General features: G+C 62.7%; 14 protein-coding genes. 4 read left to right on the top strand and 10 right to left on the bottom strand.

The window, feature by feature from the left end:
- Positions 1-41: 41 nt before the first annotated feature.
- The 4 genes from VKR55_RS31010 to VKR55_RS30995 all read right to left on the bottom strand — a co-directional run bounded on the left by VKR55_RS31010 (position 42) and on the right by VKR55_RS30995 (position 4,911).
- Entirely contained in the window at positions 42-959 is a 918-nt protein-coding gene (locus VKR55_RS31010; protein WP_324409206.1) for a carbohydrate ABC transporter permease, read from the bottom strand.
- A gap of 18 nt (positions 960-977) precedes the next feature.
- Entirely contained in the window at positions 978-2,351 is a 1,374-nt protein-coding gene (locus tag VKR55_RS31005) for an ABC transporter substrate-binding protein (RefSeq protein WP_324409205.1), read from the bottom strand.
- A 396-nt stretch (positions 2,352-2,747) separates the two neighbouring features.
- The gene (lepB, locus tag VKR55_RS31000; RefSeq protein WP_324409227.1) at positions 2,748-3,917 is read right to left on the bottom strand and encodes a signal peptidase I; all 1,170 of its coding nucleotides are present in this window, start codon (positions 3,915-3,917) and stop codon (positions 2,748-2,750) included.
- Positions 3,918-4,068: 151 nt separating this feature from the next.
- Positions 4,069-4,911 (bottom strand): LysR family transcriptional regulator, encoded by an 843-nt coding sequence (locus VKR55_RS30995; RefSeq protein ID WP_324409226.1) that lies wholly within the window; start codon positions 4,909-4,911, stop codon positions 4,069-4,071.
- A 122-nt stretch (positions 4,912-5,033) separates the two neighbouring features.
- Between VKR55_RS30995 and VKR55_RS30990 the strand changes: the two genes are divergently transcribed.
- Positions 5,034-5,663 carry a glutathione binding-like protein gene (locus VKR55_RS30990; RefSeq protein WP_324409204.1) on the top strand — a complete coding sequence of 210 codons (630 nt, stop codon included), beginning with the start codon at positions 5,034-5,036 and terminating at the stop codon, positions 5,661-5,663.
- 112 nt (positions 5,664-5,775) lie between these two features.
- Here VKR55_RS30990 and VKR55_RS30985 read toward each other — a convergent pair whose 3' ends face one another.
- Positions 5,776-6,909, bottom strand: a complete 1,134-nt coding sequence (locus VKR55_RS30985; protein WP_324409203.1) for a DUF2778 domain-containing protein — start codon at positions 6,907-6,909, stop codon at positions 5,776-5,778.
- A gap of 386 nt (positions 6,910-7,295) precedes the next feature.
- Here VKR55_RS30985 and VKR55_RS30980 point away from each other — a divergent pair, with 386 nt between their 5' ends.
- Positions 7,296-8,114, top strand: coding sequence for an FkbM family methyltransferase (locus tag VKR55_RS30980; RefSeq protein WP_324409202.1), 819 nt, complete (start codon positions 7,296-7,298; stop codon positions 8,112-8,114).
- A gap of 62 nt (positions 8,115-8,176) precedes the next feature.
- Here the strand turns inward: VKR55_RS30980 and VKR55_RS30975 are convergent, their stop codons facing one another.
- From VKR55_RS30975 to VKR55_RS30960, 4 genes are all read right to left on the bottom strand, one after another.
- Positions 8,177-9,685 (bottom strand): glycosyltransferase family 39 protein, encoded by a 1,509-nt coding sequence (locus tag VKR55_RS30975; protein WP_324409201.1) that lies wholly within the window; start codon positions 9,683-9,685, stop codon positions 8,177-8,179.
- Between the two features lie 8 nt (positions 9,686-9,693).
- Positions 9,694-10,839, bottom strand: coding sequence for a glycosyltransferase family 2 protein (locus tag VKR55_RS30970; protein WP_324409200.1), 1,146 nt, complete (start codon positions 10,837-10,839; stop codon positions 9,694-9,696).
- A gap of 256 nt (positions 10,840-11,095) precedes the next feature.
- Positions 11,096-11,281: a hypothetical protein gene (locus VKR55_RS30965; RefSeq protein ID WP_324409199.1), complete on the bottom strand. Its 186-nt coding sequence runs from the start codon at positions 11,279-11,281 to the stop codon at positions 11,096-11,098.
- Positions 11,282-11,474: 193 nt separating this feature from the next.
- Positions 11,475-11,828 carry a hypothetical protein gene (locus tag VKR55_RS30960; protein ID WP_324409198.1) on the bottom strand — a complete coding sequence of 118 codons (354 nt, stop codon included), beginning with the start codon at positions 11,826-11,828 and terminating at the stop codon, positions 11,475-11,477.
- A 282-nt stretch (positions 11,829-12,110) separates the two neighbouring features.
- Between VKR55_RS30960 and VKR55_RS30955 the strand changes: the two genes are divergently transcribed.
- Together VKR55_RS30955 and VKR55_RS30950 are read left to right on the top strand one after the other, a co-directional pair.
- Entirely contained in the window at positions 12,111-12,935 is an 825-nt protein-coding gene (locus tag VKR55_RS30955) for a DUF72 domain-containing protein (protein ID WP_324409197.1), read from the top strand.
- A 62-nt stretch (positions 12,936-12,997) separates the two neighbouring features.
- The gene (locus VKR55_RS30950) at positions 12,998-13,504 is read left to right on the top strand and encodes a DUF488 domain-containing protein (RefSeq protein ID WP_324409196.1); all 507 of its coding nucleotides are present in this window, start codon (positions 12,998-13,000) and stop codon (positions 13,502-13,504) included.
- A gap of 90 nt (positions 13,505-13,594) precedes the next feature.
- On the opposite strand, the gene VKR55_RS30945 is transcribed toward VKR55_RS30950, so the two are convergent.
- Positions 13,595-14,905 carry an adenylate/guanylate cyclase domain-containing protein gene (locus VKR55_RS30945; protein ID WP_324409195.1) on the bottom strand — a complete coding sequence of 437 codons (1,311 nt, stop codon included), beginning with the start codon at positions 14,903-14,905 and terminating at the stop codon, positions 13,595-13,597.
- Positions 14,906-14,911: the final 6 nt, after the last annotated feature.

Here is a 14,911-nt window from a genome sequence, read left to right as displayed (position 1 = left end):
GCGGTAGCGCCACGGCGAAAGAGGCCGGGTGCGAGCGACTCTCATAGCTGCCCCTCCGACATGCGCAGCTTACGCATCAGGATGAAGATCAGGGGGATCAACACCGGCAGTGCGGTCATGACCTCCGCCACCCCGAGACGGGGGAGGGATACCGTATAGGCATAGCGGATGCCAAGCGTGGCGAGCACCTCGGTCGACATTGCCGGGCCCCCGCCGGAGACAAAGTAGGTGGCATTGAAATCGCCAAGCGCGAAGACGGTATCGAGCAGCACGCAGACGATGTACAGGTTCGCCATCAGCGGCACGGTCACATGGGTCAGGAGACGCAGGCCGTTCGCGCCGTCGACCTTAGCGGCTTCGTAGAGCTCCTGCGGGATCGCCATACGACCGGCAAGCAGGATCAAGGTCCAGAACGGCAGGTTCTTCCAGATATATGCGCCGATGTTGGCGGCCAGCCCCATCCAGTGCGAGTTCAAATAGACGGGCCCGTCGATGCCGGTCAGCAACCACAGCACATTGTTCAGCATTCCCCACTGCCCGTTCAGGAACCAGTGTATCGACATATAGGCGGGAAGCGCCGGCGTCGCCCAGGGCAGGATGAAGAAGACCAGAACCGCTTTGACCCACCATCCCTTGCGCATGAAGAAACCGGACAGCAGGAAGGCCAACGCCATCTTCACGTTTACACCGATGCCAACGTACAACAGCGTATTGATGACCGCCGTCATATAGCGCGGATCGTCAAAGAGCTGGCGATACAGCGCCGGATCGCTGCCCATCCACAGCCCGTAGACAATCGGATAGAGGACAAAGGCAAAGAAGATGGCAACGTAGGGCAGCACAAAGGCAATGACCCACACACGGTCAGAGCCATAGAGCCCGCCGCGCCGAGCGCGCCGCCTGATCGCAACGGTCGTCAGGCGCTGTCCGCGCGGAAGCGCCTGCAGGGTTACACTCATGTGGCCCTCGCGATGCTGTCAGAACGTGACAGCCGAGAAGATCGCCTCCGCTCGTTTAAATGCCTTGTCGATCGCTTGTTCCGGCGTCATGCCGTTCTTGATGACGTCGGCATGCGCCTGTCCCCAGAGCTGCTCGGCAGTCACCTGGCCCCAGGCGGGGTTGAACCCTTCGTAGCCCGAAGTCGTCGGCCCGAGGACGGCCTCGCGCACATAGGGGGCGCGATGCGGGTCCGCGGGATCGAGCCACCACGGGTCATCCTTGACGACCTGCGGGATGGCCGGCACCCACCGTCCAAGGCCCATCTTCAGGTTGGCGCCCATGACCTTGGGTTGCATCCAGTACTTCATGAGATCCTTGGCGACCTCGACGTTTTTCGCTCCCTTCGGAATGAAGCCGCCACCGGCATTCATCTGGGCTGCCATCGGCTTGCCATCGTTACCGTTAGGCAGGCCCGCAGTGACCACTTCATGCATATACGCCTGCGTGTCCTTGATCATCGCCAGCTCAGTCGAGATCGTGCCGTCGAAGTCGGCGAGGAACACCCTTTCGTGGAAGGCGTTATTGTCGTCCGCATCGTTCCAGCTCAACGCTTCGGGCGGTACGTAGCCTTGCTTGTAGGCGTCGGTCAGATAGGCGACGGACTTGATCGCCGCCTCGCGCACCTTCGGATCGTCGGTGTGCAGCCGACCATCCGGCGTGACCATATTGGCGCCGTTGGCGATCACGAAGTGCGTGAACAGTCCGTTACCGTCGTTTGGCCCGACCGTGGTGATTTGCAGGCCAAGCGCGTAAATCTTGCGCATGCCCTTGCCGCGGAGCTCCTTCTGCGCCGGCTTGAAGAAATCCCAGTATGCATCCCACGTCTTTGGCGCATCGGACAGTTTCAGGCCAGCCTTCTCGACCAGGCTGCCCCAAATGTGAAACGGGATGCAGGCCTGCTTGATCGGCGCGAGATAGTAGCTGTGGGCTTTTGCAGTCTTGTTATAGAAAGTCGAGCATTCCTTTGCCGTCTTCGAAAGCTGCGCTTCGTACGGCTTAACGATGTCACTGACATCGACCAGCTTATCGTCCCACGCGTTCTGCGGAATGATGGACTGGGGCGCGTCCATGAAAACCAGATCGGGGACGTCGCCGCTGGTCAGCGCAGACACTGTCTTTTGATTCTGCGCCATGAACGGCATGATGCTGTAGTCGAGCGTATTGCCGCTTGTCTTCATGTAGTCCGCGGCCAATTGCTTGAACGCATCGTCCTCCGCCGGCACGAACCCCTGGTTGACCCAGACGGTCGCCGTCGTAGCGGCAGCATTGGCAATATACGGTTTACTCAGTGCGGTCGCGGCAGCGAGTCCAAGAGAGCCGCGCAGTACCGATCTCCGGCTATACTTGTCCATTGTCCATCACCCTCCCGTCCGGAGCGCAACTCTTTCGAAAGCGCCCAATTTTCTTGGTATGATGCAGGCAACCGGCCAGCATTGATGTTCGCAAACGGCCTATGTGATGTCAATGACTGTGATCCCGATCGACGCTCAGCACAGCAGAAATCGGCCGCAGGTTTTGGGCTACACGGAAGTCCGGTTTGGCCCATCGCGACATGTTGCGCCGCCGTATCATGCTGGTCGCAAACGAAGACAAGCGGACGTGAGCTCGGTGAGGTCACAGGACAGGCTTTGTGAGCACGCACCCTAGCCAAGCGAGTTCTCTCTCCCTCCGTGATTCCGGGCTTGGCCCTTTCGCGCCGCCCCGGAGTGACGACGGATAGACTGTCCAAGGTTTGCAATAAGCGCCCCTCACCGCACCATCGTCCCGATCCGCTCGCTGCGCGCCTTGTGCGTGTCCGGCGCGCGCGAGTAGAAGATCATGTCCATGCGGCCGATAAGGTTTTCGAGCGGGATAGTGCCCATGGACGACACGCGGCTGTCGCTGGAATTGTCACGGTTGTCGCCGAGCATGAAATAATGGCCGGCTGGAACGGTGTAGACATTGGTGTTGTCCAGGAAGCCGCTATCGGTGCAGTCGAGCGTCTCGTAGCTCACGCCGTTCGGCAGCGTCTCGCGCCAGCGCTTCACCTTGGCCGAACCCGAGCCGCAGGCGTCGCCGACAAAATCGGCAACCGGCTCGTGCTTCACCGGCTTGTCGTTGATCAAGAGCATGCCGTTGTTCATCTGGATGCGCTCGCCGGGCAGTCCGACCACGCGCTTGACGTAGTCATACTGGCCCGAGCGGAAGACAACGACATCGCCGCGCTTGGGTCCGGATGCAAGGATGCGCCCCGACAACAGCGGCGGAGAGAACGGCAGCGAGAACCGGCTATAGCCGTAGGGGAATTTCGCGGCGATGGCGTAATCACCGACCAGCAAATTCGGCATCATCGAAGACGCCGGAATGCTGAACGGCTGATAGAGGACGCTGCGGAGGGTCGCCGCGAGCAGGATCGCAAAGAGACAGGTCAATACATAGGCCGCGATCGTCCGAAAGACACCGAAATGCTGGACGCGTGCCAGCATCAGCAGGAACACGACGATGGTCCAGAGCAGGAAGACGAGAACCAGGAGGCGGCTGCCAACGCCGGATTCCTTGAAGGCAGCGGTGACCACGAGCGCGATCGCTGCACCCAGAATGACGGGCACCAGGCTCCAGGCCACAACTGCGCGCATCTGCTGTGCCGAGGCGCCGCCGCGCAACAGCCGCCCGATCCATTTCAGGATCAAGGCGAACACATAGAGCGAGACGATGCCGAAGATGGCGCTTGCGGCGACAAAGAAGAGCCAGAGCCGCCAACTGATCAATGAGTCAGCCAGACCCATCAACACCAGTTCGGCATAGAAGCTGGCGATGGTGCCAACGATCGCCAACGGGAGAACCAGATAGGTCGGCCGCCCCGCGACGATCCGCTCGATGGTTTGCCGTGGGCTCAGCCACAGCGTGGCAAAAGGGGAAGCGGCGCCGGCATCTTGCATCGCGCTCATGGAAAGCCCCGAATTGAAAAGGCGGACGACAATATTTCATCGACCGACAATGACAGCAACGTGGGGTATGTCACAGTCGGCAGAAAACGCAGGGAGGTAGCGACTTGTCTCCGAAGGTCAAAACAAGCCGGCACTACCTCTCCTACCCCTTCGCAAATTCCTGAAAACAGCCGCGGATCCAGTCGATCACAACGCGCGCGGCCGCATCGCGCCGCAGATGGTTTTGCACGAGCAGCCAGACGTCGCGGCTGCGCGGCAACGGTGTTGCGCGCAGCCGCCGGTCAGAAAGCAGCTCGCCGCAGAGATACTCGGGCAAGACGCCGACCGCCCGGTGACTTTGGATGAGCGTGCGGATCACGCGGATATTGTCGCTCGAAAAGCGCGAACGTTGGTGCAGTCCGCGCGCTTTCAGAAATTGCGTTTCCGGAATGGGGCCGAGCTCCTCCGGATAGGCGCAGATGAGCGGATCGGCCTCGGTGGCGCCTGCGGGCTCGAAGAAATAGAGCGCGAGCTCGCCGAGCTTGGTGATGGTGAAGTCGCCCTTTTCCGGCTTCTTCAGCCGCACGGCAAAATCGGCCTGCCAGCGCGAGAATTTGACGTTCTCGCTGGAGGTCAGGAATCGCAGCAAAAGCCCCTGATGCTGCGCCAGCAGCTCGGAGGCGCGCGGAGAGAGGATTTCTTCGGCGACCGCATTGGTGGCGGCGATGCGAAACCGGCCGGAAAGCCCGGGCAGCTTCTCGCGCAGGCGTGAAATTTCGCCGACATGGCCCGCCATCGCCTCGACATGCGCGAGCAGGCGCTCACCGGGCTCGGTCGGCTTGCGCAAGCCGTCGATGGCCTCGAACAGCCGGACGCCGAGCGCCCGCTCGATCCGCTTGAGCCGGCGCCCTACGGTGGTCTCGTCCATGCGCAGCCGCATCGCGGCGCCGGCAAAGGTGCCCTCGTCCCGGATCGCCGCCACGATGCGCAGATCGTCCCAGTTCATACGCTTGAGCTTTATCACGCTGGACGCAATGCCTGCAATCATGCAGCCCCTAGCTGCAATATCCCTGCAAGAAGGCAGCCTGCGCCTGCCCTATCCTGCGCCGCATCAATCGGGAGACAATCATGCTGCAGCTTTATTTCTGGCCGATGGCCTGCTCGCTTGCGAGCCGCATCGCGCTGATGGAAGCCGGCCTCGAGGCGCGCTACCACCTGGCGGATATCTGGCAGAAAAAGATCGTCGAGGATGGCAGCGACTTCTTTGCGGTCTCGCCCAAGGGAGCCGTGCCGGTGCTGGTGACCGAGAACGGCGAGCGGCTTACGGAGAGCGCTGCCGTATTGCAATATATCGCTGACCTCAAGCCGGAGCTCGAGCTCGCTCCGCCGGCAGGCAATCCCGACCGCTACCGCTTGCAGGAATGGCTGAGCTTCGTCGGCACGGAGATCCACAAGGCGTTCCTGTTTCCGACCTTCTGGTACAAGGACGACGCCGCGAAGGCCGCCGCGCGCGAGCGGATCGGACACAGCGCGTCAATCGCAGCCGCCCATCTGGCGAGCAGGGACTATCTCGTCGGCGACCGCTTCACGGTCGCGGACGGCTATCTCACCTGGTCACTGCTGCTCCTGAAACGCGGCGGCGTCGATATCGCGGCTTGGCCGTCGCTGGTCGATTACGTTGCGCGGATGCAGGCGCGCCCGCATGTCAAAGCCGCGATCGATCACGAGATGGCCTTACGCAAGAAGCTCGCGGCCTGAAGCGCGATATCATCATCGCGCTTCAGCTTCTTGTCCGCGCATGATCTCCGCACAAACGCTTCGCGTTTGTCGCGGGGAAAACCGCTGCACACTTTTCCGGATCAAGCGCTGATCAGTCGATCCGCGCGACCACGGCCAGCTTGCGGATACCCTTGTTGCGATAGGCTTCGAGGAAGGCGTAGTAGTCGCGGAACGACACGCAGCCGTTTGAATCGCCGTTCGGCCCGAGCATGAAGGTGTGCGCGAGCAGGCCTTCGCGCCCGTAGATCGTCTCCTCGCCGCCGATCGGTGTCAGCCGCAACGCCGGCACGCCGTGGAACAGCGCCTCGCGCGGCTTGAGCTCATAGATGTGCGGCGGCGTCACGCCGCGCATGCGGATGCGCGCCGAACGGGGATCGTCGAGATAGGAGCCGAGGCCGGAATGCGCCTCGAGCTTGGTGCCGTCGGGCAGATACACCGCGTGCGCGGTGATGTCATAGACCGCGGTGTCGCGATCATAGGGCGGCGAGCCGCCCATCATGGGGTTCTGCTCATGCGGGATGCTGGCGGTGATGCTCGCATCGGCCGAGGCATAGGCGAGCAGCGCGCCTTGCGAAGCCGGCTTGCCCCACAGCTTCTCGACCATGCTCCTTCTACCGGCGCCCGTGATCGACATCACCGCGGCCTTGGCGCGCTCGGCCATGGCACGCACGGACATGCCCGACCGCGATGGCGGCGGCACGTTCAGCGCGACCTGCTGCGGTGCGGGTTTTGTCTTCGCTGCCTCCGCGAGCTTGGGCGCCTGCGCCGGCTTCGCTTCGGCAAGTTTCGGCGCGGCGGCCGGCTTCGGCGCTTCCGCAAGTTTCGGTACTTCCGGCGGCGGCGCAGCGCTCGCCGCATTCGACGCCACGCTCTCCGGCTCGGCCGCCCCAAACCGCTCGTTGAACTCCGTGGGCGAGATCGCGGCCACCGATGTGGGCTTCGCGATCACGCTTTTCTGCTCCGGCAGCGCGGCGAAGACCTCGCCGATCATCTCTGCAGCGGAGCGTGAGGCGACTTCGGGATGCCTGGCGACGGGCTCGTCATAACCCGCGCTTCCGAGTGTCGGATAGACACTCGCGGCGATGATGTTGTTGTAGACGACATAGCCGCAACCGATCACGAGACACGCGATCGCGGCCCCACCGAACAAACGGTTGGCCACGGCCTTGCCAGAAGATTTCCCGCGGACCCGCCCCGCCACTAACGCAACGCTACTCTTACTCATCCACCCGCGCCCAGGACGACCCCAACTTTTCCTCTCGATGCCGCGCCAACCAGGATTCAAGGCGATGCATCTCGCAGAGGGGCGGAGCGTCATTAAGGCGACTTTTCGTTAAATGCCAATTAAGTTCGGGCGGATGTAAGGCAGTCGAATATGGTCCGAAATATGGTCTCATTTCGGCACAACTGTCCGTAGTGCTCCGGGATAACAGCGAACATTGCCGGAATGCTCGCTGTTTGTTCTCCGGGAATTTCGGCCATCTGCTTCGAATTCGGACAGTCAACAGAGCCTCCTCAGATGGTTCAGAGGCGCAAGTCGCAGTAAGCTTGGAGCGAAGCGATTCGTATTGCGGTCCATCGCTCATTTTTTGCACCCTTCGGGAGACTTCGATGCAGAGCGTGGGACGCAAGCTGGCCTTCGTGCTCGCTTCATCCAGTCACGGCACCATGATCGTCAACCGGTTCGACTACCGGATGCTCGATCAGAACCGCGGCTACGGGGTCGGCTTCCAGATCCTGGAGACCTCTTCCTTCGATCAAAACGAGGTCAAGCTCGCGCTCGACATGCTCCAGCTTCGGCGCAAGCACCATGGCGACGGCGTCATCGGTATCGATTGCGGCGCCAACATCGGAGTTCACACCATCGAATGGGCCAAGCTGATGACGGGCTGGGGCTCCGTGCTGTCGATCGAGGCGCAGGAGCGCATCTACTATGCGCTCGCCGGCAATATCGCGATCAACAATTGCTTCAACGCGATCGCCGTGCACGGCGCCGTGTCCTCGGAAAGCGGCGTCATGCAGATTCCGAGCCCGAACTATCTCGTGCCCTCCAGCTTCGGCAGCCTGGAGCTGCGCGAGCGAAGCGGCAACGAGTTCATCGGCCAAAAGATCGACTACAAGAACCTCGTCAACGTCCGCAGGCTTGCGCTCGACGAGTTCGGCCTGCCGCGCGTCGACCTGATCAAGATCGATGTCGAGGGCATGGAGATGGAAGTGCTCGCGGGCGCCGCGAAGGCGATCGAGCGCAGCCGTCCGATCATGCTGATCGAGAAGATCAAGGCCGATGCCACGCAGTTGCGGGCGTGGCTGGAGGCGCGCGGCTACACCATCATCGAGGCGGGAATCAATCTGCTGGTGATTCATTCCAGCGACAGCGTGCTCGCCGATGTGCTGCCGATGGTCCGTCCAGCGGCGCAGCCGGCTGCCTAGCGCATGATCCGGAAAAGTGTGAAGCGGTTTCCGAGAAGATCATGCGCAAACAAATCATCGCGCTAAGGTAAAAGCTCCGGCGGCGGCGAGCGGTCGAACACGTCGCCTTTCCGATCGCTGAGCAATGTGACCGTATAGGTCTCGATGATGAGCGGTCCGCGCTTGCGCGAGAGCTCAGCGACCTCCTCGATCTGCCCGAAGCGGTCCTTGAAGATCGCCTGCGCGCGCGGCTTGATCTCGTCGAGATAGAGCAGTGGCCCTGCGAGCTTGACCGGATCAGGCTCGCCCATGTTGACCCAGCGGATGCGCTGGCTCTGCTGCTCGACGCAGGTGCCAGGCGGCAGATAGAAGGCAAGCCAGCTCGTGGTGCCGTAGTCCGGCACCAGCACGCACGTGGCAGCGGTGCGCTGGCGGACGGCCTCGATTTCGTCGGCCAGCTCGCGCCAGCCGACGCCGACGCTGCGGACGGTCGCATCGCGCCGGTAGCCGGTAAGCACGCCGGTATTGGCCTGCACGATCAGGCCCACGAACATCAGGATGCCGACCGCCGGCGCCCAGCGCCGGCAGAAATCCGCAAGCCGCTGCGATCCCCTCTCCCAGCGCACGAGATGGGCGGCGACGGCGGCCGCGATCACAAGCGGCGGATAGACCGGCGCGAACCAGTCCGCCTCGACGCGCGCGTGTAGTGAATGCCAGATGAAATAGCCGGTGATGGTCCAGAACATCGCGTTGATCAGGACGCGCACCGGCATCGCGCCCACCTTGCGCCGCGCCAGCGCATGCAGGCCCATGGCGCCGAGAATGAAGACAAGCGGGGTCGCGAACGCGATCTGGGTCGGAATCAGCTCGCCCATGAAGGCGGGGCGGAAATCCTCGATGCGGATGCGTCCGGAGATCTGCTTCAGGAACGAGACCCAGTGATGCTCGGCGTTCCAGATGATGACCGGCGAGAACATCGCAAACGCGATCACCGCGCCAAGATAAGGCCAGGGCGTCAGCAGCCAGCGTCGCTGCTTAGGCACGAGGATGAGCCAGATCAGGATCGCCGGCCCGAAGAACAGCGCGGTGTATTTCGATAGCAGCGCGCAGCCGACCGCGACGCCTGTGGCGAGCCACCATGCCCCCTGCCCCGTCTCCAGCACTTTCGCGAGAAAGAACAGCACAAAGCTCGCCGCCGCCAGCGAGGGCGAGTCGGGCGTGACGATCAGCGTGCCGATCGCCGTCATCAGCGTAGCGTTGAGCAGGATCGCGGCAGTCGCCGCGACTTGCCGGCCGCCGAACAGGATCGCCGCGGTCCGGTAGACCGCAAAGCTCATCGGCAGAGCGAGCAGGATCGATACCAGGCGGACGCCGAGCTCGGTGCGGCCGGCGATCATCGTGCCGGCGCGGATCACAAGGGCGACCATCGGCGGATGATCGTAATAGCCGAAGGCCAGATGCCTCGACCACATCCAGTAATAGGCTTCATCGAAGGTCAGCGGCGTAAAGGCGGCCGCCACCATCCGCAACGCCACCAGCGCCATGATGATGAGGGAGGTGTTGCGGACGAGCCTAACGTCTGCAGGGCTCATCGCCAATTTCATCGCTTGCGCCAGACAAACAGCCCGGACATCGCGTAGTTCCACACCACGCCCATCAGTGCGCCCGCCGCACCCGCGAGCCACCAGATCGGCTCCTGGTCATAGAGCGAGAAGGCGACGCCGACATTGGCGAACAGGCCGACGCTGCAGACGAGATAGAAAGCGAACAGGCCGCGCAGAATCGCGACGCCCTTCAGCCGATGGTCACGATAGGTCAGGAAATTGTTCAGGATGAAATTCGAGGTCATCGCAACGAAGGCCCCGGCAGTCTGCGCCTCCGGGAACGACCAGCCGAGCCAGGCGAGCGCGACGAACAAGGTGGCGAGATGGACGAAGAGCCCGGTGCCGCCGACCATCGCGAACAGAAGGAAGCGCAGCGACACCGTGTCATTGCTGAATTTCGCGAGCACCAGCCCGAGGAAATCGAGCGCAACCATGGAATCGAGCTTGCTCTCGCCATGCAGCCGGGTACCGAAAGTGAACGGCACCTCAACGGTCTTGAGCTCGCCATGCGCGGTTGCGACGATGTCGAGCAGGATCTTGAAGCCCTGCGTGGACAGTTTTGGCGCGAGCTGCTCGAAGCGGTCGCGGCGGATCATGAAGAAGCCGCTCATGGGATCGGCGATGGCGACGCCGAGCACGCGCCTGGCGATGGAGGTCGCTAGCGCGCTGAAGCCGGCGCGCTGCCTGTCAAAGCTGTCGGCGCTGCCGCCCTCGATATAGCGGCTGCCGACCACGAGCTCGGCCTGCCCTCCCTGAAGCAGCGACAGCATTTTCGGCAGTTGGGTCTCGTCGTGCTGCAGGTCGGCGTCCATCACGGCTGCATAGGCCGCGCTGGAAGCCAGGATACCCTCGATACAGGCCCCCGACAGCCCACGCCGCCCGATCCGGCGGATGCAGCGGACGCGGTTGTCCTGCCTGGCGAGCTCGCGCACGACATTCCAGGTGCCGTCAGGCGAGTTGTCGTCGACGAACACGACCTCCCAGGCAATGCCGGTCAATGCCGCTTCCAGCTTGCGGTAAAGCCTGGCGACATTGTCGCGCTCATTGAACGTCGGCACGACAATCGAAAGCTCCGGCAAACCCTTGGTTTGCTGAGGATTTTGGGACGCAGTTTCAGAGCCAAGCCGGATCGCTTCGTTCATGGGCAAGCGTATATCCGCCGCCTCCTCACCTGCCAAGGCACAGTTCAGGAACAGGTACCGAACGGAGCGGAAATCCAGCCAAAGGAGCCGGCAGAAATGGCAACGACCACGAACAACAGGCGCGCGTACATCCGGCGCTGCCTTGTCGTTAACGTGGTCGTCCTCAGGCGACGGAGCTGGGAGGAAGGCTCGACATCGCCGTCCCCGGTGAAATGGGCACGGTCGTCACATTCCGCAAGGGGCGGCCGGCGGATTGCTAGTTCGGGACGTCCCTGATCACCGGCCCCCTTGGGGTCGGGCTAGGCGCCGGCTGCGCGGGCTGTGCGACCTGAGCGGGCTGCGGTTTGCCGAACTGGCCAAGCGGCCCATAGAACACGGCGGCTGCCAATACGACCACAAGCACGATCCAGCCCAACACATTGGCGAGGGAGTGCGATGTCATACCGGCAGTTCCTTGCATTTGCGTGCGCGATGAATATCACGGAAGTTGCCGTTGCGGGAATAGGGTAACGAGGCAGCTTAACGCGTCACCTCCGGCTTCCGTTCCTCGCGCGGCCAAAGCCCGCATCAGGGACGCCCGCGCCGCGGCGGCCATTCCGGTTCGCTCAAGCCGACTCAGCATGGCGGCGGGAATGCTACTTCGCGGCCTTGTGGCGGATGAAGGCGGTAATGATGTCCTTTTGCGCGAGCTCGATCGCGCGGTTGGCGGTCGACAGGTGGCTATTTGAATCCGCATCGGGATATTGCAACAAGAGATAGCCGATCAGCGTCACCCGGAAATTCTGCCGCTCGGACGGACAGACGCTGGCGATATCGGCGGTGAAGTCGGCGGCCGACATCCCCTGGGCGCCCTCGCGCGAGTACTCGCGCGCCAGGCAATTCCAGTAGGAATCACGCCGCTGCAGAGCCAGGCGATGGGCGTCGCCGGTCTCATCGGCCAGCGCGCCCGAGGCGGTCACTACCAGCGCCACCGCCACGATCATCCGCATCGTTGGTTCTCCATCTTGAACCCACCCTAACCCCAACACGCGGACGAGTTAAGCGCCTCACAACTTATGGCAGCATGCGAGCGGAACAGAGCCCGAAATTGCGGGTGTTCTTCCCCAATGGGGCTTCGAGGAAGCCGGTCGTGAACAGATACGCAATCGTGGGCGCCGTGCCGCTGGCAGCAGTTGGCGGCGGACAGCACCATGCGCCAACTGGCGTCGCGGCGCCGATTTGAATAGTCTTGCTCCGAAAGCATTCCCGTTTTCGGAACAAGAGAGTGCCGCGTGACCAAAGCCCCCGCATCCGCTTCGAAGAAGTCAGGCCATATCTATATCGGCGTTGGCGGCTGGACCTTCGCGCCCTGGCGCGGGGTGTTTTATCCGGAGAAGCTCGCGCAATCCAAGGAGCTGCAATACGCCGCCTCGAAGCTGACCTCGATCGAGATCAACGGCACCTATTACGGCTCGCAGAAGCCGGAGAGTTTTCGCAAATGGGCGCGCGAGGTGCCGGATGGCTTTGTGTTTTCGCTCAAGGGTTCGCGCTTCACCACCAACCGCCGCGTGCTGGCCGAAGCCGGCGATTCCATCAAGCACTTCTACAACACCGGCGTGCTCGAGCTCGGCGACCGGCTCGGCCCGGTGCTCTGGCAATTCGCGCCGACGAAAAAATTCGACGAGGCCGATTTCGGCAAATTCCTGGAACTCTTGCCGCGCGAGATCGACGGCCGCAAGCTGCGCCATGTCGTCGAGGTGCGGCACGACAGTTTCCGGAACCCCTCCTTTATCGCGCTGCTGCGCCAGTTCGAGACGCCGGTGGTGTTCGCCGAGCACGGCACCTATCCCGCGATCGCGGACGTTGCCGCCGATTTCGTCTATGCCCGGCTGCAGAAAGGCGACGACAACCTCAAGACCTGCTACCCGCCGAGGCAGCTTGATGCGTGGGCCAAACGACTGCAGCTCTGGGCAGAAGGCGGCGAGCCCGACGACCTGCCGCGGGTCGACAAGACCAAGCCCAAGAAGGAGCCGCGCGACGTGTTTGCCTACGTCATCCACGAGGGCAAGATCCGCGCGCCAGCGGGGGCGATGGAGCTGATCGAGCGTGTAAAGTAGTGTAGCGTTTTCAAGCGAAGTGGATACCGGTTCGCGTGAAGAAAACGCGTCAAAAGAGAGCAATGAAGGCGAAGAAACTCTTCACCATCGGCTACGAGCAGACACCGTCGAAAGCGGTGCTGGATGAACTCGAGAATGCCGGCGTAAAACTTCTGGTCGACGTGCGTGCGGTCACCTCCTCGCGCCGGCCCGGCTTTTCCAAGAACCAGCTCGCGGCCGGGCTTGATGAGCACGGCATCGCCTATGTGCATCTGGCCGGTCTCGGCACGCCGAAGGAAGGGCGCCTGGCGGCTCGGAGCGGTCAATACGACGTGCTGGAAAAGGTCTTTTCCAAGCACCTGAAGACGCCACAGGCGAAAGAAGCGCTGGACGAGCTCTCGGCGCTGGTGAAGAAGGCCGGCCCGGTCTGCCTGCTCTGCTACGAGCGCAACCACGAGCACTGCCACCGCCGCTGGATTGCCGAGATCATCGCGGAGCGGGATGGGGTGAAAGTGGAGAATTTGGAAGCGCCGCAACTCCAACCGTCGTCATTCCGGGGCGACGCGAAGCGTCGAGCCCGGAATCCATAACCACGGCCCGGGCTTATGGATTCCGGGTTCGCGCCAAGTGGCGCGCCCCGGAATGACCAAGAGGCACGATCCGCGCTTACCACCCCCGCCCTACCCCAACTGCCAGATCGCCATCGGCTGTTCGTAGCCGCGGATCGGCACTTCGCCGAGTGCGACCGCATCGGCGCAATCCGTGCCCAGCACGTCGCGCACGGCGGACGAGATCAGGAGCTGCGAGCCGAACTCCTTGTTCAACGCCTCGAGCCTTGACGCGAAATTCACGGTGTCGCCGATCACGGTATATTCCTTGCGCCGCGGCGAGCCGACATTGCCGGCGACCACGTCGCCGAAGTGAATGCCGATGCCGATTCGGAGCGGCCAGCTCGAGCCGTCGTTGATGCGCTCCATCGCCGCGAGCATGTCGCGCGCGGCAGCCACCGCCCGATGGGCGGGATCCTCGGCCTCGAACGGCGCGCCGAACAGCGCCAGGAAGCCGTCGCCGAGGAACTTGTTCACGATGCCGCCATGGCGGTCGAGGATTTCGACCAGCACCGCGAACGCGCCGTCGAGCCGTTCGACGACGTCCTGCGGCGAGCGCAAGCGTGCGCCCGCGGTAAAACTGCGGAAATCGACGAACATCACCGCGACCTTCCGGATGTCGCTTTCGGTTGAGGCGCCTTCGAGCAGGAGCCGCTCGACCACCTGCGGCGAGACGTGCTGGCCGAACAGATTGGTGACGCGATCGCGGGCGGTCGCAGCGCTGATACTGGCGGCAAAGCTGCGGCGCAATTGCAGGCCGACGGCGCCCGCCAGCAGGCCGCAGGAGAACAGCACCAGGCTGCGCGTGAGATGGAAGTAAACCTCCGGTTCGGGATCGGCCAGCGGCTTGTAATGCATCGCCATCGCAAACAGCTCGGCGCCGGCGACGAAGCCGGTGAAAGCCGACAGCCAGAAATCGAGCCGCAGGGTCGAGAGGACGATGAAAATGAAGTAGACCAGCGGCATGACGAAGCCGAGCGCGCGCACCGGTCCCATGCTTTGAATCTGCAGCGAAAGAATGAGAGTCGGAACGCTGGTCTCGATCAGGACGCCGACGTAGCGCCGGTAGACCGGGAGGTCCCGGTCGAGCTTGAGCTGACGGTCGATGAGTCGATGGACCATCATTTCGAACAGGACGAAGCAGGTCAGGATCAGGTAGATCCAGTTCGGATTGACGCCCTGCCAGATGTGCTCGACCACATCGGGGAAGAAAAGGTGGACAAGCGAGATGTTGAGCATGATCACGAGCGCAACGATGATCAGCGCGCGAACCCGCACCCTCTCCTCGCGCATCACCTCGCGCATCAGCAAGTGCTCGAATTCCTTCGACACCGCTTCGCGCGGTCCGAACATTTCGTGCCAAAACTGAGTGATTGCCGTCATCGCCCG

The organism is Bradyrhizobium sp. (assembly GCF_035309285.1).
Classification (GTDB): domain Bacteria; phylum Pseudomonadota; class Alphaproteobacteria; order Rhizobiales; family Xanthobacteraceae; genus Bradyrhizobium.
This window is presented reverse-complemented; position numbering and strand designations above follow the sequence as displayed.